Below are 21,367 nucleotides of genomic sequence, written 5' to 3'. Positions count from 1 at the left end.
GACGCTCTGCGTCACGTTGTTGGACGCGGAGCGTCCGGGGCTGCATTCCCACGCAGAGCGTGGGAACGATCCTCATACCGAAGCTCAACTTTTGTGATGGCGTGCCGTTAAAGCCTTTAACCACGCCAATAAAATCAAAAGAGTGAGCTCCCACAATGCGCCTGAGCCTTAAGGCTAAAGTCCTCTCCCTCGCTGTTCTTCCGGTGTTGCTGTTTGCGCTGGTCATCAGTCTGACCACGCTGTTCATTCTCCAGGAACAGGCGCACAAAGAGGTCGAACAGACCCGCGAACGCCTGCTCGGCGATGCCAAAGCCACCCTGCAAAGTTACGTTGCCGTGGCCATGACCACGATCAAACCGCTGTATGACGCGGCCGCGCCGGGCGATAACGAGGCACGCGCCCAGGCGATCAAACTGCTCTCCGGCATTCGCTACGGCAAGGACGGCTACTTCTTCGGCTACGACTCCGAGACCGTGCGCCTGTTCAAGGCCAACGACCCCGAAGGCGTGGGCAAAAGCTTCAAGGACAACCGCGACCCGAACGGCGTCTACGTCAACCGCGGCCTGGTGAGCGTGGCGAAGGACGGTACCCACTATCTGCAATACAGCTCGCCACTGCCGGGTAACGCGCAAGTGCTGGTGCCCAAACTCGGTTACACCGAATACCTGGCCAAGTGGGACATGGCGGTCGGCACGTCGGTCAACCTCGACGGCATCGAGGCGCAAGTGGCACTGGTTGAAGCGCAGGTGCAGGAACGCATGCAGGGCGTGGTGCTGAGCATCGTTGGTGTGGCGGTAGTGGTGCTGTTGGTGATTGCGGCGGCGGGGATGTTGCTGGCCAATACCATTTTGCGTCCGCTGACCCTGATGAAAGCCAACCTCGATGACATTGCAGCGGGCGAGGGCGATTTGACTCGTCGCCTGAACATCACCAGCCAGGACGAGCTCGGCGAACTGGCCGGCTCGTTCAACCGCTTCGTCGACAAGATCCATGGCCTGGTGCGGCAGATCACCGAGATGACCACGCAATTGACCGGGCTGGTGACGCAAGTGTCGGATCAGGCCCAGCGTTCCGATCAGGCAATGGAGCGTCAACGCCACGAGACCGATCAGGTCGCCACCGCGATCAACGAGATGTCCGCCGCCGCGCAGGAAGTCGCCAAGAGCGCGCAGAACGCCGCCGTCGCCGCCCAGCAGACCGATGAAGAAGGTCAGAGTGCCAAGCGTGTGGTGGCCGGCAGCATCAAGCAGATTCATGCGTTGGTGGATGATATTCGCAGCAGCGGCGTGTCGCTCGACAGCCTGCAGCAGGACGTGACGTCGATTGTCGGCGTGCTCGGGGTGATTCGTTCGATCGCCGAACAGACCAACCTGCTGGCGCTGAACGCGGCGATTGAAGCGGCACGCGCCGGCGAGGCCGGACGCGGCTTTGCCGTGGTGGCGGACGAGGTACGGGCGTTGGCCAGCCGTACGCAGATCAGCACCCAGGAAATTCAGGGCATGATCGACCGCTTGCAGGCGGGCACTCAGCAAGCGGTCGAGGCGATGCGCCGCTCCAGCGAGGCCGGTGACGGCACTTCGCAGCAGGCCAATCAGGCCGGGGCTTCGCTGGATGCGATGGCGGCGCTGATTGCGACGATCAACTCGATGAACGCGCAGATTGCCAGTGCGGCGGAAGAGCAAACGGCCGTGGCGGAGGAGATCAACCGTAGCGTGCATCAGATTGCGGTGGCGGTGGATAACGTGGCCGATGAAACGCAGTTGGGCGCGCAGACGTCGCGCAGTCTGGCGGATCTGGGGCAGCGGTTGGGCAAACTCGTGGGCCAGTTCCGGATTTGATCGCTTGAAAAGCCCCTCACCCTAACCCTCTCCCAGAGGGAGAGGGGACTGATTGGGGGATGCTATGGAGCTACGCCGACCTGAAACAGCTTTACCGAATCCATAATCGACTGAATCTTTCAGGTCGATGGATGACCCGAGACACCACGGTCAGTCCCCTCTCCCTCCGGGAGAGGGCTAGTGAGGGGCTCTTGATCTTCAGCACCTCAAGGTCTATCCCAGTAAGGCACTTCCCCGAAGCATTCAATAAAGAAATCAATCACCGTCCGCACCTTCACCGACAACCGCCGGCTCCCAGGCCACAACACCGCAATCTGCTGCGGTTCCAGGCTGTTCGACACCTGATATTGCCCCAGCACCGGCACCAGCGTGCCTTCGCGCACTGCCTCACCAATCAGCCACGACGGAAACATCACCAGCCCCAAACCCTGTTCGGCGGCTTGGGTGAGGGTGTCGGCGTGGTTACCGATGATCGGGCCTTTGACCGAGTAGGGCGTCCAGTCCTCGCCATCGCGGCGGAAAAACCAGCGCTGCTGGCCGCTCGCGCCTTTGTAGGCCAGGCATTGGTGCTGCGCGAGGTCTTCGGGAGTTTGCGGCGTGCCGTGGCGCTTGAGATACGCCGGGCTGGCCGCGACCTGAAAGCGGTGCGGCGCCAGGATCCGAGCCTGCATACTCGAATCGTGCATCGGGCCGATGCGGAACAGCAAATCCGCGCCTTCCTGAAGCGGGTCGACGTAATGATCGGTTTGCTGGATATCCAGTTGCAGCTTCGGATAGCGCGCGCACAACTTGCCCAGCCACGGCGTCAGATGGCGCTGGCCGAACACCACGGGGGCGTTGATGCGCACCAGGCCGGTGGGTTCACTTTGCTGTTCCTGCAACGCCTGTTCGGCTTCTTCCAGTTGCACCAGTACCAGCCGCGCATGATGACCGAGCATGCGCCCGGCTTCGGTCGGCGTCACCGCGCGAGTGTGGCGGTAGAGCAGTTGCTGGTTAAGTGCCTGCTCCATCAATTGAATCTGCCGAGAGATCGAGGAGGGCGCCACACCCTCGCGACGGGCCACTTCGGAAAAACTGCCATGGTCGAGCACCGCGACAAACAGTCGTAGCGCCTTGAATCCGAGTTCGTTTAGCCCGTGCATCGTTTGTCCTGCTGTGCGGGTTACGCAAAAGTGTTGTCCGGATGCTCCCATTTATCGCACAGCTGCGCCAGCCGATAATCCGCGCCATCGTTTATTTGAGTGGAAGTTGTTTATGCAGACGTTGGATGAGATGAGCGTTAGCGCACCGGCGACGAAATCGGGATTGCGCTTGTTGTTGCTGCCGCTGGTGATTCTCGCGGGCATGGGCTTGTCGGTGGAGGCGGGGTTGCTTGGGCCGTTGGGTGTGCAGGTCGGGCATCTGTGGGCCACCTTGAGCATCTTTGGCGTCGGCTCGGCGATTCTGTTTTTGCTGCTGTTGTTCGCTGGCCCACAAAAAGGGCCGGCGCTGACTGATCTGCCGCGCTGGCAGTTGATTGGTGGGTTTCTGGGGCCGATGTATGTGGTGGTGCTGACCCTGGCGACGCCGCATATCGGCATTGCCATGACGATGATCGCGATTCTGTCGGGGCAGGTAGGCAAGAGTGTGCTGATTGACCATTTCGGCTGGTTCGGGGCGACGCGCAAGAAGGTCAATGCCGAGCGATGGCTGGCGTTGGGGTTGATCGTGGTGGCACTGGTTTTGATTGCGCGGGGGTGAGTGATGAGTCTGGTTATTTTGTTGGCGGTGGTGGTGTTGGCCGGTGCGGTGTTGAGTGTGCAGGCGGCAATCAATGGGCGTTTGGGTGAGAGCGTTGGGGTGTTGCGCAGTAGTTTGCTGACATTCGTTGTCGGTGCGGTGTCGACCGGGTTGTTGATTCTGTTTTTTGAGCCTGCGCATGCGGTGAGCCTTTTGGATGTGCCGAAGTGGCAGTTGACCGGGGCGCTGTTTGGGGTGGTGTACATGATGGTGATGGTCGGGGCGGTGCCGGTGGTGGGGACGGCTGTGGCGACGGTGGCGGTGATTGTCGGGCAGTTGGGGATGGGGATGTTGATTGATAATTTTGGCTGGTTGGGGAATCCGGCGATTGAGCTGTCTGGTTCGCGGATTTTGGCGATGGTGTGTTTGGGGGTGGCTTTGGTGTTTATGTATCGGAGCAGTTCGCGTCGGGTTGGTTGATTTGATTTGATTTGAGTACATATCCGTTGCTGCGGTAACGGCTGCTTAGGGTTTCGCCCTTACGGCGACTCACTTTTTTTACAAACGCCTAAAAAAAGTAAGCAAAAAAACGCTTGCTCCTGCGTGCGGCCCGCTCGCTGGGGCTCGGGGTTCCTTCGCTCCGGGATCGATCCGGGCGCAGCGCCTACGGTTTGCTTCGCTGCACCTCCTCTCGCTGTGTTTGGCTTCGCCAAACGGTCGCTGCGCTCCCACGCCCGGATCAATCCCTCCACTCAGCCTTCCGACGTCGCCTTACAGATCAAGAGCTGCAGCCGAGCTAACGCTCATCCTGTTGAGTGGTGGAAGAGCACAGCGTGTTCGGCTTTGGTTTTGTGTTGGATTCGCCCCTCACCCCAGCCCTCTCCCGAGGGAGAGGGGGCCGATTTTTGTGCTTTTCAAAGCCTGAGTTCAACGCGGAATCGCACGTCGGCGTACATCTCCCAAACCACTCGGTCAGTACCCTCTCCCTCCGGGAGAGGGCTAGGGTGAGGGGCTCTTGATCTGGCTTTTGATTCGGCTTTTGATCTTGCTTCGGCTTTTGATCTTTTGCCCCTTCGGCAGGCCGAGCGAAGGTGTTCATCCGGGGGTAGGCGCGCAGCGCCGTTCGACGAAGTCGAACACATCGAGAGGAGGTGCAGCGAAGCAAACCGTAGGCGATGCCCCCGGATGGACACCGTAGCGAGGGGACACTGAGCCTCAGCGAAGTGCCGTACGCCGGGGCAAGCCTTTTTGGTTACTTTTTCGGCGTCTGGAAAAAGTGACCCGCCGTAAGGGCGGAACCCTAAGCAGCCGTTACCGCAGCAACGGATATGCCCCAAAAAAACCAAAACCCGGGCACCTCCTACACTGATTATCACGGCTTGCCCTTCAAGCCCCAGACAACCCCCACCCAAGGAGTCTGTCCCATGCCCGATAGAAAATGCGATTGTCCCAACTGCAAGTGCACGATCAAGGAAGGCGAGCATGCCTACGCCGTCCACGGCAAACACTATTGCTGTGAAGCCTGCGCCCACCACCACAAGAGTGGTGAAGAGTGCTCAACCAAAGGCTGTAAATGCGCCCACGGATAATGAGCGACGCATAAAAAAGTGGAGCCTAATCAGGCTCCACTTCCAGTTTCAGGCTCTCATCATCCAGCCGCTCCGCATGCCTTACCGTACCTTGCAGCCTTCGCCCTTCAACCCTGACCACCACGGTTTTCGCTTGATCAAGGTCTTCCGGCAGCGGTGCCGGCACACGCAGCGCAAAGCGAAACGGATCATCCTCGACCGCCTCCAGTCCAACGCGGCAGTCCACGCTTTTGGTGATACGCCCGAACAACGTATCGAGGCCGTAGTCCAGATGCGCCGGGCTGCTGATGTTAGTCATGGTGCATTCCCCCGAATGATGCCGGTCCCCAGGCTGAGCTTAGCTGGTCGGTCGCCACACGACGTTTTCCACGCCGAATTTTTCCGCCATCGGTTTGCTGGTCTTCTGCACCTTTTCGCGGCCAAAGCGCGGAATGCGACCGACGCCAGCGTCGCAGCTCGCCCAATGCCACGCCTCGGTATTGTCCATTTTGTCCGAGCGGATAATGAACGACTTGGGCGTGCCGTGAAGGGTGTATTCGATGACATAGAGTTTTGCGTTGTTCATAAAGCCCGTATTCCTCCCTGTGGTAATAGAGGGATCGCGGCGCACCGGGAAAATTCACTCGGATTGTCCGACGGTATCTATCGTTGGCGACGCCGTGGCGCACTGGTTACCATGGCGTTTCCGCCAAGCCCAATGAATGCTCGCCATGGCCCTCGCCGCACCCCCCGATCTCAGTGACACCGATGTGCCCGTGCAACGTGTGGCACGCACGTACCCGCGCGGCTTGTTCATCGAGCCGCACGAGCATGTCTGGGGGCAGTTGCTGTATGCGATGAGCGGGGTGATGTGGGTCGAAACCCCGCACGAGGCGTTGGTGGTGCCGCCGCAGCGCGCGGTGTGGTTGCCGCCGGGTGTGCCGCACGGGATTCGCGTGGTGTCGGATTTGCAGATGCGCAATATCTACCTGCGCCCGGCGCTGGCGGCGACGCTGGATCAGACCGTGCAGGTGATTGAGGTCGGCGGTTTGTTGCGCGAGCTGATTGTCGGGCTGGTGGAGCAGGGCGACAGCGGTGATCCGGGGTATTACGAAGCGTTGGTCGGGTTGGCGTTGCTGGAGCTGAAACGCGCACGGCGTTCGCAGTTGAAGATCCCGATGCCGGATGACTCCGACCGGCGTCTGATGAATCTGTGTCAGGCGGTGATGGCGGCGCCGTCGCTGGAGATACCTTTCGAGCAGCACGCGGAAAATGCCGGCGCCAGTGTGCGTACGTTGGCGCGGTTGTTCAAGGACAGCCTCGGCATGGGCTTCGCCGAGTGGCGGCGGCAGGTGCAACTGGCGACGGCGGTGGCGGAGTTGATTCAGGGCGTGGCGGTGAGTGTGATTGCTCGGGAACTTGGCTATTCACCCAGTAGCTTCAGCGACATGTTCCGCCGTGAATTGGGTGTCGCTCCTTCACAATTTGCTGTCGAACACGATTAAGCAAACCTGCATAAATCCACTGTGGGAGCGAGCTTGCTCGCGAATGCGGTGTACCAGTGAGTTGAGAGTGGACTGACACACCGCTTTCGCGAGCAAGCTCGCTCCCACAGGGTCTTGTGGCGACTGCGGCAGGTTTGTCCGAAATTCAGAAGTCCTTGGCCGATGCCATCCTCGCCGGTTCCCTAAACTTTGCCCATTCCTCTCCACGGGCGGAGTTCCTCCCCATGAACTACCTGATTTCGCTGGCCATCGGTCTGGGCGTCGGCCTGTTGTACGGCGCGCTGGATTTCCGTTCCCCTGCGCCACCGGCCATTGCGCTGGTCGGTTTGCTCGGCATGCTCGCGGGTGAGCAGTTGTGGCCGATGGGCCGGCAACTGGTCGCGGGCTGGCTGTCCTGAATTCCCTTTTTCTCCTTCGGTGGATGTGTCCATGAAAGCTTTGCAATTCGATAAAACCGGCGACCTGTCTTCCCTGCGTTATGTGGAGGTGCCGACCCCGGTTCCTGGCGCGAACGAAGTGCTGGTGCAGATCAAAGCGGCGGGTCTGAATCCCAGCGACGTGAAGAACGTGCTCGGGCGTTTCCCCTACACCACGCTGCCGCGGATTCCCGGTCGGGATTTCGCTGGTGTCGTCGTCGAAGGCCCGCAGGCGTTGATCGGTCAGGAAGTCTGGGGCACCGGGCGTGAGCTGGGTTTTTTTGCTGATGGCTCCCACGCAGAGTTCGTCAAACTGCCGGCCAATGGCGTGGCGCACAAGCCTTCGCACCTGAGTTTCGCCCAGGCCGCCAGCCTCGGCGTGCCGTACACCACGGCGTGGGATGCTTTGGAGCGCAGCCTTGTAACGGCCGACACGCGTTTGCTGGTAATCGGTGGCGGAGCAGTGGCGAACGCAGCATTGGCGCTGGCGAAAGTGCGTGGCGCGCAGTTGCTGGCAGCCGCGCGGCGTCCGGAGCAGGTGGCGGAGTTGCAGGCGCAGGGTTATCAGACGATTCAGCTGGATAAACCCGAAGCCCTCGGCGCGCAGGTCAACGCGGTGTATCGCGGCGGCGCCGATGTGATCTTCGACACCACCGGTTTCTGGTTGCCGGCGTCGGTGGCGGCATTGGCTACATTCGGGCGCATCGCGATCATCGCGGCGCCGGTGGATGGGCATGTGCAATTACCGGCGCTGGCCTTGTATCGCAAGGGCGGGTCGGTGGTCGGGATCAATTCGTTGTTGTATGGCGTTGAAGCTTGCGCGGCGATGCTCGAGGAGTTCGGGCGGTTCTTCGATGAAGGCTTGCTGCCGCTGCCGCAAGGGTTGGTCGAGGCGCCGTTGGCCGAAGGCCTGTTGCGCTACGCCGACGTCAATCAGGGCAGTGGTGACAAGGTCATCCTCATTCCCTGACACAGCCCAAAAAACCTGTGGGAGCGAGCCTGCTCGCGAAAGCGGTCTGTCAGCCAATATCTTCGTCGACTGACACAACCTCTTCGCGAGCAGGCTCGCTCCCACATTTTTTTGGTGTTGGGCTCAGGATTGCGGGACGCCGTTTTCCCAGGATGACCAGTTTTTCAGGATGTCCTGCACCAGCGGATTACCCGCGCGATAGAGATTCTCCAGCGCTGGCACAAAACCGCCCTGATCGGCGTATTTGAGTAGGTTGTCCACCTCACTGCCGCCGGGCTCAGGGCGATCAAAATCGGAGCCAGCGCGCACCACGGCCAGACGTTGCACATCCACCAGACCTTCGCGACTGGCACGCAGCAAGGCCTCATAGGTGGAGTTGTCTTCCTGCTGCGTCGTGCAGTATTCGCCCTTGTTGTCGGTCAGTAACTTGGTCCAGACCTCGGCCCGTTCGCTCAGCCGCGTGCCGGAAAACCAGGTGTTGCCTGCCAGTGTGTCGCAGCGCGTCACCACCGGTGGTTGATTGGCTGGCGCCGACGGATATTTCAGACGCCACGCGGCGGACTCCTTGCTTTCGCTCAGCTCGACCTTGTGGCTCAGGGCGAAGGCCTTGGCCTGCAGCTTCGGGTTGAGTTCGAAAACTTCAGTCTTGTAATCCAGCGGCGGTTTTTCGTTCGGGCCCTTGGTGTTGATGCCCAGATAGCCGGTTGGCCAGGTCGACGGCGCATCGCGCGAATCAATCTCCCATTGTGTGCCGAATTCCACCAGATAATGCGCCCATGCGGCGGTGCCGATAGTCCCGTGTTTCGGGCTGATCCCGGCAATGCCAGCGATCAGGAAGTAGCTTTTACGCAGGTCGAACTTCGGCGACAGGGCCAACGCCAGGGTCGAGGCGGCGGCGTTGGTCTGGCCCATGCCGGTGGTCAGCAGGCACACCTGCTGCGTGTTGCAGCGGATGCTCGGGTACTCGGCGGACAGGCCTGGCACGCGGATTTCCTGCTTCAATTCCAAACGGTCGATCCAGTGTTGTGCCTCCGGGGCGAACATGGTGATCAGCACGACTTTCGGTTGTATCGGTGCCTCGGCTGCCCACGCGGTGGAGGAGAGCAGGGCTGCAGCGGTCAGGGTCAAACGCATCATTGCTTGCATGGAGAACTCCTTGATTCAGAACTGATAACCGACGCCGGCGTAGTAACCCCAGCCGTTGGAACGTGCGCGGAAATTGCCATCGCCAAAATTCAGCTCGCTGCCGTCCTCCCAGTTGCCGCCGTTGTGGAAGTAACGGCCGACCAGGGTGAAGCGCAAGTGGGTGAACGAGTAGAGCAAGACGTTGGTCGCCACTGTCGCGTTGGCCGTGCGAGCGGGGTTGTCCTTGTGGATGTCCGAGCCGAAATCGAAGTTGGTAAAACCGATGTAAGTCAGCGAGGCGCCGTTGCTGAATTTGTCGATTGGCACGATGTACTTGAGTTGCGCGCGGTAGCCGTCCCACGAATATTCGTTGCTCGCGCCGTAGTTTTCCCACTGATAGCGACCGTACAGGTTGGCCGATAGATTGACCCGCGAATGGGTGTCGATGTCGGTGCCGAAACCGCTGTAAAGCGTGTTGGCGCGGTTCTCTTTGCGGCTGCCGTGGTCGTAGATCCAGTCGAACGCCACATACCATTCCTTGAACGGGCCGATGGCCAGGCTACGGCCGGCGAGGTAGTCGATGGAGATGCGCGGTTCGTGCTCCATGAACACCGGCGAGCCGTGATCCCACACGCCTTTGTCGTGGCTGTTGCCGATATTGAAGATCTTCGGGATGTCGACGTAGCCGTACAGTTCGAACGGGCCTTTGCGGCCGAAGTATTCGTATTCCAGATAGATGTCGTCGGCCGGTTGCGGGCCGAAACTGATGTCTTTGCTGCCGATCAGCATCAGGTCCTGGTTGTACCAGTCCGACAGGTAGGCGCCTTTTTTCGGCGGGCTGGCTTCGGGGCTGAGCGCTTCGCCTTGGGCGGATTCTTCTTGGGTTGCCGGTTGCGCCAGAGCGCTATGGCTGAGAAGTCCGGTAACGCCGGTCAGTAGCAGGGAAACAGCAAACGTGCACGAGAAAGGTGCGCGAACAGGGCAGGCGATGGGCATTCAAAGTCCTTTTTTCAGATCAAGGCCCGTGTTCCGTGGGCTTGTACGGTTTTGTTACGAAAACGTTGGTATTGACGTTACGCAAACGTTTGCACAAGGCGTACCAAAACCGTCAATCGGCTGAAAAATCTGTCCTTTTTCAGTATTTTCTGATGGATCGGTCAGGCGCGGGTTTGCAGACCCTACAGTTCCCTGTGGGAGCGAACTTGCTCGCGAAGGCGGGGAATCAGAAAAGTATCCGCAAGCTGCCACAACGCATTCGCGAGCAAGCTCGCTCCCACAGTTTTAACCTTTTCACAGTCAATGACTGCGGGCTGAAACCCTCATTCCAGACCCCTCTAGTATTAAAGTATTAACACCATTTAATCCGTGCCCCATTGCCGGGCGTCTACTAGCTTTGTCCCCAATCAGCGGTTTTTGTGATGACCGTCGCAGTCTTGATTCGCGTGTGGAATAAGCACGGCTCTTCGCGCGCTCAAGGAAGAAATTGGCCACGACAAGGAGTAGCCCGTGGAAGCAAGGTTTGGTGTCGCCCTCGTATCGCGCTTTTCCCCTCTTTCCCTTGCTGTGCACTTGAGCGTTGCCGGGCTGTTATTCGGCGGCGTCAGCGCACCTGCGTTGGCCACGTGCTCCACGGCGGGTTCAACGGTGACCTGTACCGGCGTGCCCAGTCTGCCGCTGTTTCTCAATAATTTTTCCAGCGCCACCAGTGGCCTGACGGTCAACGTCAACAGCGGGGCGCAAATGAACGCGACCCTCGGCGGCCATGTGATGGACCTGACCGGGGTGAACATTTCCCTGAACAACTCCGGCACCCTCGACCCGGCGCTGCTCGGCCTGGTCTCGGTGTTGAGCGGCGGTGCGTTTATCGGCAGCGGCGCAACGAGCACGGTCAGCGTGCTCAACAACGCCAGTGGCATCATGCGCGGCACCGGGATGCTGCTTGGGCTCAACCTGACCAGCATCGACGGTCTGGCGCTTGGCGTGAACAACGCGGCGGCCGGCACCACCAGCATCACCAACAACGGCACCATCACTTCGACCGGGCTCTCGATCGGCGGCATTACCCTGGCCGATACCCCGGTGATCGGCGTCTATGGCGGCTCGCAGGTCAACATGACCAACAGCAGCACCGGCGTCATCAACGGCCGGATCGCATTCGAGACGTCGGCGGCGGGCAACACCTTCACCAACGCCGGTGCGATTACCGGCGGCGTGTCGATGGGCGCGGCGAGCACCAACACCTTTACGGCGGTGACCGGTTCTTCGGTGCAGGTGGGTGACGGCGTGCAGATCAGTGTCGGCCTTGGTGGTCTGGTCAATATCAACCTGACGTTCGCCCCGACCGGTACGGTGGATGGCGGCGCGGGCGGCACCAACAGTCTGATCCTGCAAAACCCGGCGGGCGTCGGCGGCGGCACCACGGGTGTCGGCACTGCCTCGAGCGCGACTTACGTCAACTTCAACAACCTGACAATCAACAGCGGCACCTGGACCTTGCAGGGACCACTGGTCAGCGGCGCGACCACGCTCAATGGCGGTATCGCCCAGTTCAACAACAACGCCACGTTCGGCAGCGGTGTGCTCACTTCCAACGGCGGGATTCTGCAGGCCAGCAACGCCGGGTTGAACATCAGCAACCTGATCTCCCTCGGTGCCGGCGGCGTCAGTGTGCAAGGCACCAACGCCACCACCCTGAGCGGGGTGATTTCCGGCAGCGGCGGCTTGAGCAAAATCGGTTCCGGCCAGTTGACGCTCAGTGCCGCCAACACCTATCTGGGCAACACCACGCTCAATGGCGGCACCGTGCAGTTGGGCAACAATCAGGCGTTCAGTACTGGCACGCTCAACGTCATCGCCGCGACAACATTGAGTGCACCGGGCACCATTAGCCTGGCCAACGCCATCAGCCTCGGCGGCACCTTGACCGCTGGTGGCACCGGCGCACTGACCCTCGGCGGCCTGATCAGCGGCAGCAGTGGCTTGACCAAAACCGGCACCGGCAGTCTGACTGTCAGCGGTGCCAACAGCGGTTTCACCGGCACCACTACCCTCAGCGCCGGCAGCTTGCTGGTCACCAACAACAACTCGCTGGGCAGCGGCGCGCTGAACACCGCCGCCGGCACCAGCCTGGACAGCACCACCAACGTCACGCTGGCCAATAACATTGGCATGACCGGCGCGCTCAACGTGCTCGGCAGCAACGCGCTGACCCTCGGCGGCGTGTTGAGCGGAGCCGGCGGCATCACCAAAAGCGGCACCGCCAGCCTGACCCTGACCGGCAACAACAGTAACTCGGGCAACACCGCTCTCAATGCCGGCACGTTGTTCGTTGGCAGCAACACCGCGCTGGGGACCGGCGCACTGAATGCGGCGGCCGGCACTACGCTGGATGCCACCACCGCAGTGACACTGGCAAATGCCATCGCACTGGCCGGAGGGGTGACCCTTGGGGGCACGCAGGCACTGGGCCTGAGCGGCATCGTCAGCGGCACCGGCAACCTGATCAAGAACGGCACCGCCAATCTCAGCCTCAGCGGCAACAATACCTTCTCCGGCGGTACGGCATTGAATGCCGGGACGCTGATTGTCGGTTCCAACACCGCGCTGGGCACTGGCGCATTGACCACGGCGGCGGGCACTACGCTCGACGCCAGCACGGCAGTGGCGCTGACCAACGCGGTCTCGCTGGGCGGTAACCTCAACGTCGGTGGCAGCGCCAATCTGACCCTCGGCGGCATCGTCAGCGGCAGCGGCGGACTGACCAAGAACGGCGCGGCCAACCTGATTCTCAACGGTACCAACACCTTCCTCGGTGCCGTCGCGTTGAACGCAGGCACCATTACGGCAGGTGCCAACGCGGCGCTCGGCAGTGGCAACATCACCGTTGGCGGCGTGGCGACGCTCGACAGCAATGCAGCGGTAACGCTGAACAACAACATCATTGTCAACGACACGCTGAGGATTGGCGGCAGCAACGCGCTGACCCTCGGCGGCGTCATCAGTGGCACCAGCCAATTGGTGAAAAACGGCACTGCCAATCTCACCCTCAATGGGGTCAATACTCACAGCGGCGGTGTCGTGCTCGATGCCGGCAGCCTGACCGTCGGCAACGGCGCAGCATTGGGCACGGGTGCCTTGACGGTCGAAGGCGCAGGCACGCTCAACAACAGCTCCGCCGTGACCCTGAACAACAACGTGATTCTCAATGCCAACCTCACCGCTGGCGGCGCCAACGCGCTGACCCTTGGCGGGGTGATCAGTGGCAGCAACGGCTTGATCAAGACCGGCGCATCCAGCCTGACCCTCAACGGCAACAACACCTACACCGGCACCACGGCGCTGAATGCCGGTTCACTGATTGTCGGCAGCAACACCGCGCTGGGCGCCAGCACTCTGAACGCTTCAAACGGCACCACGCTGGATGCCAGCACCGCCGCGACATTGGCCAACAACGTCAACCTCGCCGGCAACCTGACCTTGGGCGGCACCAATGCGCTGACCCTGGGTGGCGTCGTCGCCGGTATCGGTGGGCTGGTCAAGAACGGCGCTGCCGACCTGACCCTCAACGGCGCCAACACCTATCTGGGCAACACCGCATTGAACACCGGCAAAATCACCGTCGGCAGTAACACGGCGTTGGGCAACGGCGCACTGAATGCAGCGGCCAACACCACGCTGGACGCCAATACGGCGGTCAGCCTGAACAATGCGCTGGCACTGGCCGGTGCCTTGAACATCGGCGGTACGGCGAACCTGACCTTGACCGGGCTGGTCAGCGGCGCCGGCAGTCTGGTGAAAGACGGTGCGGCCAATCTTATTCTCAACGCCGCCAACAACTACCTCGGCGGCACCACACTGAACGCCGGCACCCTGACCGTCGGTAACAGTTCGGCGCTGGGCTCCGGTGCGCTGACCGTCGCTGGCGCGGCAACGCTGGACAGCAATTCGCCGCTGGTCAGCCTCAACAACGCCGTCGCCCTCAATGCGGCGCTGACCGTGGGCGGCACGCAGAACCTGACCCTCGGCGGCGTCACCAGCGGCACCGGCCAACTGATCAAGAACGGCGCGGCCAACCTGACCCTTAACGGCAACAACACGTTCAGCGGCGGCACCACGCTGAATGCCGGTACGCTAACCCTTGGCAATGCCAACGGTCTGGGCAGTGGCGCATTGATCGTTGGCGGCACGGCGACGCTGGATAACAGCGCTTCGTTCGGCATCGGCAACGCGATCACGCTGAACGCTGGATTGACCGTCGCCGGCAACAACGATTTGAGCTTGAACGGCATCATCGATGGCGCCGGCAGCCTGACCAAAAACGGTCTTTCGGACCTGACCCTGGCCGGCAATAACACTTTCACCGGCGCGCTGAACATCGTGTCCGGCAGCGTCACCACCCTCAACACCAACGCCTTGGGCAACACCTCCGGGGTCAATATCAGCGCCGGCGCCGGGCTGAATCTCGGCAGCGACGCCAGCCTCGGCGCGCTGACCGGCAGCGGCAGTGTTCAGCTCACCGGCAGCAACACCCTGACCGTCGGCGGCGGCAACGTCACCAGCACGTTCGACGGCGATCTCAGCGGCAGCGGCGGCCTGGTCAAAGTCGGTACCGGCACCTTGAATCTCACCGGCATCAACGGCATTACCGGCAACACCGCGATCAATGGCGGTACGGTCGATCTCAGCGGTTCGCTGGGCAGTGCTCAACTCAACGTCAATACCGGCGGCACCCTGACCGGTACCGGCTCGGCGCTCGGCGCGGTCAACATCAACAGCGGTGGGCATCTGGCGTTGTCGTCGGGCAACACCTTGTCGGCGAGTGCCCTGACTCTCGGCGCCGGCAGCAACGTTGATGTGGCACTGGGCACACCGTCGACCGCGTCGCTGATGAACGTCGGCGGCAACCTCACCCTTGACGGCAATCTCAACGTCAGCGATGCCGGCGGTTTCGGCGTTGGTGTGTATCGCCTGTTCAACTACACCGGCGCCCTGACCAATCTCGGTCTCGACGTCGCCAGCGTGCCGGTCGGTTACGGCCTCGGCGACCTGGTGGTGCAGACCGGCGTGGCCAATCAGATCAACATTCAAGTCTCGGCGCCAAACGTCAACATCCGTTACTGGGATGGCAGCCAGACCATTGCCAACGGCGTGGTCGATGGCGGCAGCGGCACGTGGAATGCGGTCGGTACCAACTGGACCGACGCCAACGGTCTGGTCAACCAACCTTGGGCCGGCGACTTCGCAGTGTTCCAAGGCACCGCCGGCACGGTGACGGTGAACGGCACGCAAGCGTTCACCGGCATGCAATTCCTCACCGACGGCTACAACGTGGTCAACGGTGCGGCGGGGCAACTCACGGCGGTCAACGGTACCGGCGGCACCACTTCGTTGCGCGTTGATCCGGGCGTGACCGCGACCATCAATGCGAATATCGATGGCAGCGGCATCCTCAACAAGCTCGACGCCGGCACCCTGGTGCTCGGCGGTGCCAACGCTTATACCGGCGGCACGCAACTGGACGGCGGCAAAATCATCGTCGGCAGCAACACCGCGCTCGGCACTGGCACGTTGACCGCGAATGCCGGCACGCAACTGGACAGCAACGCAGCAGTGACACTGGCCAACGCCGCGACGCTCAACGGCAACCTCACTGTGGTCGGTAGCAATGCGCTGACCCTCAACGGCGTGATTGGCGGCACCGGTGGCCTGATCAAAACCGGCACGGCGAACCTGACCCTCGGTGGCAACAACGCCTTCCTCGGCCCGGTAGCGCTGAACGCCGGCGGACTGATTCTGGCATCGAACTCGGCGCTGGGTTCCGGCACGTTGAACGCGGCGGGTGGCACCACGCTGGATGCGAGCACGGCGGTTTCGCTGAACAACGCGGTCAACCTCGCGGGCAATCTTGGCATTGGCGGCACCGCGGATCTGACCCTGGCCGGCACGGTCAACGGCGCTGGCAGCCTGAGCAAAAACGGCGCGGCCAACCTGACCCTCAGCGGCAACAACAACTTCCTCGGCGGCACCACCCTGAACGCCGGCACCCTGACCGCCGGCAGCAACTCGGCGCTGGGCTTGGGCAACCTGACCGTGGCGGGTGCCTCGGCGCTGGACAGCAGCAGCGCGCTGAGCCTGGGCAACAACGTCGTGCTCAACGCCAATCTGAGCAACACCGGCAGCAACAACCTGACCCTCGCCGGCGTCGTCAGCGGCGCGGGCGGGTTGATCAAGAACGGCGCGTCGAACCTGACGCTCAACGGCATCAATACCTACTCCGGCGGCACCACACTGAACGCCGGTACGCTGACGCTCGGCAATGGCGGGTCGCTGGGCAGCGGCGCGCTGACCGTGGCCGGTGCTTCCACCCTCGATAACTCCGCACCACTGGTGCTGGCCAACAACGTCAACGTCAATGCCAATCTGGCCTTGGCCGGCAACAACAACCTGACCCTCGGCGGTGTCATCGCCGGCGCAGGTACGTTGACCAAGAACGGTCTGGCCGACGTGACGCTGAGCGGCAACAACACCTTCAGCGGCACCTTCGATGTGGCGTCCGGCAGCCTGACCACGCTGAGTGGCGCGGCGCTGGGCAACAACGCCACGGTCAATCTCGCGGGTGGCGCGGCGTTGAATCTCGGTGCCTCGGGCAGCCTCGCCAGCCTCACGGGCAGCGGCACGGCGCTGATCGGTACGGGCAATACGTTGAGCCTCGGTGGCAACAACGTCAGCGGCACCTTCGCCGGCATCCTCAGCGGTGACGGCAGTCTGAGCAAACTCGGCAGCGGCACCCTGACCCTCAGCGGCATCAGCGACCTGACTGGTGATACCAACGTCAACGCCGGCACCTTGCAGGTCAACGGCTCACTGGCCAGCGGCAATGTGTTGGTCAACAACGGTGGCACCCTCGGCGGCAGCGGTACGTTGACCGGTGCCGTGACGGTGGCCGACGGCGGTCATCTGGCGGGCGTTACCGGCAGTACTCTGAGCGTCAGTTCGCTGGTGTTCAACGGCAATTCCAACTTCGACGTCGGCCTCGGCACACCAGTGTCCGGCGGAGGTAATGCGTTGGTCAGCGTCGGCGGCAACCTGACCCTCGATGGCACCCTCAACGTCAGCGACATCGGTGGTTTTGGCAGCGGCGTCTATCGCCTGATCGACTACACCGGCGGCCTGACCGACAACGGCATGCTCTTCGGCACACTGCCGGGCAGCGTGACGCCGGGCGATTTGACCTTGCAAACCGCACTGGCCAATCAGATCAACCTGCTGGTGACTGCACCGGGCGTCACCGTGCAGTTCTGGGACGGCAATCAGCTGGTGGCCAACGGTTCAGTCGAAGGCGGCAGCGGCACTTGGGGCACCGGTACCACCAACTGGACCGACGTCAACGGCACCACCAACCAGGCCTGGACCAACAGCTTTGCGGTGTTCCAGGGCGCGGCCGGTACGGTCACCGTCAATGGCGCGCAAACCATCACGGGCATGCAGTTCGTCACCGATGGCTACAGCTTGGTGAATGGCACGGCGGGCTCGCTGAATCTGGTCAACGGTTCGCTGGGCAATGCCACGGTGCGGGTTGACCCGAATGCCACGGCAACCATCGGTGTCGCGCTCAACGGCAGCGGCACGCTGGGCAAATACGACACGGGTACGCTGGTGCTCAACGCGGCCAACGGCTACACCGGCGGTACCGCGCTCAATGGCGGCAAGATCGTGGTCGGCAACAACGCGGCGCTCGGCAGCGGTGTGTTGACCGCCGCCGACGGCACGGCGCTGGACAGCAATGCGGCCGTCAGCCTCGGTAACGACGTGGTCGTCAACGGTGGTTTGACCGTGGCCGGTTCCAACGCCTTGACCCTCGGTGGCGTAGTCAGCGGCAGCGGCAGCCTGATCAAGTCCGGCGCCTCAAGCCTGACCCTCAACGGCAGCAACACTTACAGCGGCGGCACTCAGCTTGCCGGTGGCACGCTGATTCTCGGCAACAACAGTGCAATCAGCAGCGGCGCGCTCAACGTAACCGGCAACGGCACACTCGACAGCACTTCGGCGCTGCAACTGGCCAACGCTGTCAACCTGGGCGCACAACTGACCCTTGCCGGTAATCAGAACACCACATTGATCGGTGCTGTGACCGGCACCGGCAGTCTGGTGAAAAACGGTGCTGGCGATCTCGTACTCAGTGGCGCCAACACCTACAGCGGCGGCACCACGTTGAACGGCGGCACCACGCGCGGTGACACCAGCAGCCTGCAAGGGGCGATCGTCAACAACGCGACGCTGACGTTCGAGCAAAACGCCGATGGCAGCTACACCGGCAACCTCACCGGCACCGGTACGCTGAACAAAACCGGCACGGGTGAATTGCTGCTGACCGGCAACAACACCTTCACTGGCAACACCTCGGTGCAGGCCGGTAACCTGATCGTCAACGGCGTGCTCAACAGTGCCAACGTCAACGTCGCCAGCGGCGCGAGCATTGGTGGTGGCGGCCAGCTCGGCGGCGCCGTGCAACTGGCCAGTGGCGCGACGCTGGCCGGCGGTGGCACCGCGACGCCGTTGTCAGTCGGTTCGCTGGCGCTATCGTCGGGGACCAATCTGGACTTCAGCCTCGGCTCGGCAGCGAGCTCGACCACCGTGGTCAACGTGGCTGGAAATCTGACCCTCGACGGCACATTGAACATCAACAATGCCGGCGGTTTTGGCACCGGTGTCTATCAACTGTTCAGCTACGGCGGCAGCCTGACCGACAACGGTCTGGTGTATGGCAGCCTGCCGGTGTCGGCGGCCAATCTGACGCTGCAAACGGCTATCGCCAATCAGATCAACCTGCTGGTGCAAGGCACGCCGGGTGAGGTGCAGTTCTGGAACGGTGGCACCACCAATCCGGACGGCAGCATCGGTGGCGGCAGCGGCGTATGGGGGCCGGGCACCAACTGGACCGATCCGAGCGGTACTCAGGCCCTGGCTTCAAATGGTCAGTTCGCGGTGTTCGGCGGTCAGGCGGGTACCGTGACCGTGCAGGGCAATCAGAACTTCACCGGTCTGCAATTTCTCACTGGCGGTTACAGCCTGGTTCCGGGGGCTGGCGGTACGCTGACGCCGGTCAATGGCACGGACGGCAGCCTTGCACCGGTGCGCGTCAACGCCGGTGCGAGTGCGGAAATCTCCGCACCGCTGGTGGGCACTGGCGGGATCGAAAAACTCGATTCCGGCACACTGGTGCTCAGTGGCGCCAATACCTACAGCGGCGGCACCACGGTCAGCGGCGGTACGCTGGTCGGTAACACCACCAGCCTGCAGGGCAATATTCTCAACAACGCTTCGCTGTTTTTCGCGCAAAACGTCGATGGTCAGTTCAACGGTCGCCTCAGCGGCCTCGGCGCGACGGTCAAACGCGGCGCCGGCACGTTGCTGCTGACCGGTGATAATCCGTTCAGCGGTACCGTGTCAGTCGACCAAGGTGTGCTGCAAGTCGGCAGTCGTCTGGCCCAGGCTTCGTTGGGCGGCCAGGTCACTGTGGCCAACGGCGCAGGCCTGAGCGGTAATGGCAGCGTCGGTTCGGTGATCAACCATGGTGTGGTGGCTTCCGGCGCCGAGGCCGGAACCCTGAGCGTGGCCGGTAACCTGACCAACGCATCCGACGGTGTGCTGGCGCTGACGGTCAGTTCGCCAACCGCAACGCCATTGGCGGTCGGCGGCACCGCGACCCTGGGTGGAGGCCTGCAGGTCAACACGCTGGCACCGTTCACCGGCAACACCACCTACTCGCTGATTACCGCGGGCGGTGGGGTTAACGGCACCTTCAGCGCTGCGGATCTGCCGCAATACGCGTTCCTCAACACGGCACTGGTGTATGACGCCAACGCGGTGAACCTGGTGGTCAGCCGCAACGGCAACTCCTTCGCTAATGTCGCCGCCACTGGCAACCAGTCCGGGGCCGCTACTGCGCTGTCGAACAACGGCCCGGCGGGCGCGGCATTGCAGAACGAGATCGTCAACCTCAGTGTCGCCGGTGCGCGCAATGCCTTCGACAGTCTGTCGGGTGAGATCCACGCCAGCACCGCCAGCGCCATCCTCGAGGATTCGCGTTATGTGCGTGACGCGGTCAACGATCGCATGCGCCAACCGTCGTGCAGCGCGGCGGATGATCCACGCCGTGCCCTGGCGCCAAGTGACAACCAACTGAGCAGCAACGGTTGCCATGGCGAAATGGTCGGCTGGGCGCGGGCTCTTGGTGCGTGGGGCGAGTCGGATGGCGACAGCAACGCGGCGAAGCTTGATCGCAACCTCAGCGGCTTCATGCTCGGCACCGACAAGCAGCTCGACGATCAGTGGCGCGTGGGCATGGCCGCCGGTTACACCCGCAGCGACCTCGATGCCCATGACCGTCGCTCGGATGCCACCGTCGAAAGCTACCACCTGGCGGCGTACCTCAACTCGCAGTTCGATGCCCTGGCCGTGCGCCTCGGCGCGGCGTACAGCTGGCACGACATCGAGACCAAACGCAACGTCAGCGTCGGCAGCTACAACGACCGCTTGAAAGCCAACTACGACGCACGCAGCGCCCAGGTGTTCGGTGAAGTCGGTTACGCCATCGACGCTGGCGGCATTGCCCTCGAGCCGTTTGCCGGTCTCGCCTACGTCAACTACGACACCGACAAAGCCAAGGAGAAAGGCGGAGTAGGGCGCCTGGAGGCCGATGCCGATCAAGACATCACCTTCTCGACCCTCGGCGTCCGCGCGGGCAAAGTCATCACCCTGGCCAACGGCGGGCAATTCACCCCGCGCGCGGCCATCGGCTGGCGCCATGCCTTCGGTGATACCAAGCCTGACGCTGATCTGACCTTTATCGACGGCGGCGCGTCGTTCAGCACCCAAGGCGTACCGATCGCCAAGGACAGCGCCATTGTTGAAGCGGGGGTCGACTTCCAGATCAGTCCGACCGGCAAACTCGGGGTCGGCTACTCGGGCCAACTGTCGAACGACAGCAACGACCATGCGATGACCATCAGCTTCAGCCTTGGCTTCTGATTTAGGGTCGAAGCACTTTTAGCCGCCCGTGAGGGCGGTTTTTTTTGCATGGGCAAAAAGTCGCGGTCATGTCTGTAGGAAATATGGCCTGAGTTCGACCGTCTCTCCCCGGTCGGAAAAACCTTACGTCAAACATCGAATCATCTGACTTCACCGATTCAGACGTTGCCCCCCAAAGTCCTGTGTCTTAAACAGA

Annotated in this window: 13 protein-coding genes and 1 pseudogene; 9 read left to right on the top strand and 5 right to left on the bottom strand. The window is 62.1% G+C overall.

The genetic code is table 11. The features are described from left to right. Positions 1-155: 155 nt before the first annotated feature. A pseudogene (locus ACZZ0G_RS01690) lies at positions 156-932 on the top strand (cache domain-containing protein); the annotation flags it as partial. Positions 933-1,016: 84 nt separating this feature from the next. Further along, positions 1,017-1,838 (top strand): methyl-accepting chemotaxis protein, encoded by an 822-nt coding sequence (locus tag ACZZ0G_RS01685; protein WP_463558809.1) that lies wholly within the window; start codon positions 1,017-1,019, stop codon positions 1,836-1,838. A 206-nt stretch (positions 1,839-2,044) separates the two neighbouring features. Here ACZZ0G_RS01685 and ACZZ0G_RS01680 read toward each other — a convergent pair whose 3' ends face one another. Beyond that, positions 2,045-2,980 (bottom strand): LysR family transcriptional regulator, encoded by a 936-nt coding sequence (locus ACZZ0G_RS01680; protein WP_463555074.1) that lies wholly within the window; start codon positions 2,978-2,980, stop codon positions 2,045-2,047. Between the two features lie 112 nt (positions 2,981-3,092). Here ACZZ0G_RS01680 and ACZZ0G_RS01675 point away from each other — a divergent pair, with 112 nt between their 5' ends. The 3 genes from ACZZ0G_RS01675 to ACZZ0G_RS01665 all read left to right on the top strand — a co-directional run bounded on the left by ACZZ0G_RS01675 (position 3,093) and on the right by ACZZ0G_RS01665 (position 5,146). Continuing rightward, positions 3,093-3,578 carry a DMT family transporter gene (locus ACZZ0G_RS01675; protein WP_463555073.1) on the top strand — a complete coding sequence of 162 codons (486 nt, stop codon included), beginning with the start codon at positions 3,093-3,095 and terminating at the stop codon, positions 3,576-3,578. A 3-nt stretch (positions 3,579-3,581) separates the two neighbouring features. Then, complete coding sequence (locus ACZZ0G_RS01670; protein ID WP_463555072.1) at positions 3,582-4,037, top strand: DMT family transporter; 456 nt, start codon at positions 3,582-3,584, stop codon at positions 4,035-4,037. Between the two features lie 944 nt (positions 4,038-4,981). Continuing rightward, complete coding sequence (locus ACZZ0G_RS01665; RefSeq protein ID WP_007919030.1) at positions 4,982-5,146, top strand: metallothionein; 165 nt, start codon at positions 4,982-4,984, stop codon at positions 5,144-5,146. Between the two features lie 25 nt (positions 5,147-5,171). Here the strand turns inward: ACZZ0G_RS01665 and ACZZ0G_RS01660 are convergent, their stop codons facing one another. Further along, the gene (locus ACZZ0G_RS01660) at positions 5,172-5,444 is read right to left on the bottom strand and encodes a hypothetical protein (RefSeq protein WP_095121132.1); all 273 of its coding nucleotides are present in this window, start codon (positions 5,442-5,444) and stop codon (positions 5,172-5,174) included. 39 nt (positions 5,445-5,483) lie between these two features. Further along, positions 5,484-5,711, bottom strand: coding sequence for a DUF6555 family protein (locus ACZZ0G_RS01655; RefSeq protein ID WP_007919026.1), 228 nt, complete (start codon positions 5,709-5,711; stop codon positions 5,484-5,486). Positions 5,712-5,847: 136 nt separating this feature from the next. Here ACZZ0G_RS01655 and ACZZ0G_RS01650 point away from each other — a divergent pair, with 136 nt between their 5' ends. From ACZZ0G_RS01650 to ACZZ0G_RS01640, 3 genes are all read left to right on the top strand, one after another. After that, positions 5,848-6,630, top strand: a complete 783-nt coding sequence (locus tag ACZZ0G_RS01650) for an AraC family transcriptional regulator (protein WP_463555071.1) — start codon at positions 5,848-5,850, stop codon at positions 6,628-6,630. Between the two features lie 224 nt (positions 6,631-6,854). After that, positions 6,855-7,028: a DUF1427 family protein gene (locus ACZZ0G_RS01645; RefSeq protein ID WP_007969534.1), complete on the top strand. Its 174-nt coding sequence runs from the start codon at positions 6,855-6,857 to the stop codon at positions 7,026-7,028. A 31-nt stretch (positions 7,029-7,059) separates the two neighbouring features. Then, positions 7,060-8,016 (top strand): quinone oxidoreductase family protein, encoded by a 957-nt coding sequence (locus ACZZ0G_RS01640; RefSeq protein ID WP_463555070.1) that lies wholly within the window; start codon positions 7,060-7,062, stop codon positions 8,014-8,016. A 123-nt stretch (positions 8,017-8,139) separates the two neighbouring features. Here ACZZ0G_RS01640 and ACZZ0G_RS01635 read toward each other — a convergent pair whose 3' ends face one another. After that, entirely contained in the window at positions 8,140-9,162 is a 1,023-nt protein-coding gene (locus tag ACZZ0G_RS01635; RefSeq protein ID WP_463555069.1) for a purine-nucleoside phosphorylase, read from the bottom strand. A 15-nt stretch (positions 9,163-9,177) separates the two neighbouring features. Then, entirely contained in the window at positions 9,178-10,137 is a 960-nt protein-coding gene (locus ACZZ0G_RS01630) for a nucleoside-specific channel-forming protein Tsx (RefSeq protein WP_463555068.1), read from the bottom strand. Positions 10,138-10,647: 510 nt separating this feature from the next. Here ACZZ0G_RS01630 and ACZZ0G_RS01625 point away from each other — a divergent pair. Beyond that, complete coding sequence (locus tag ACZZ0G_RS01625) at positions 10,648-21,171, top strand: autotransporter-associated beta strand repeat-containing protein (RefSeq protein WP_463555067.1); 10,524 nt, start codon at positions 10,648-10,650, stop codon at positions 21,169-21,171. Positions 21,172-21,367: the final 196 nt, after the last annotated feature.

It is taken from the genome of Pseudomonas sp. AC169 (assembly GCF_979258515.1).
Note: the sequence above shows the minus strand (reverse complement) of the source record. Positions and strands in the feature narration are given on the sequence as shown.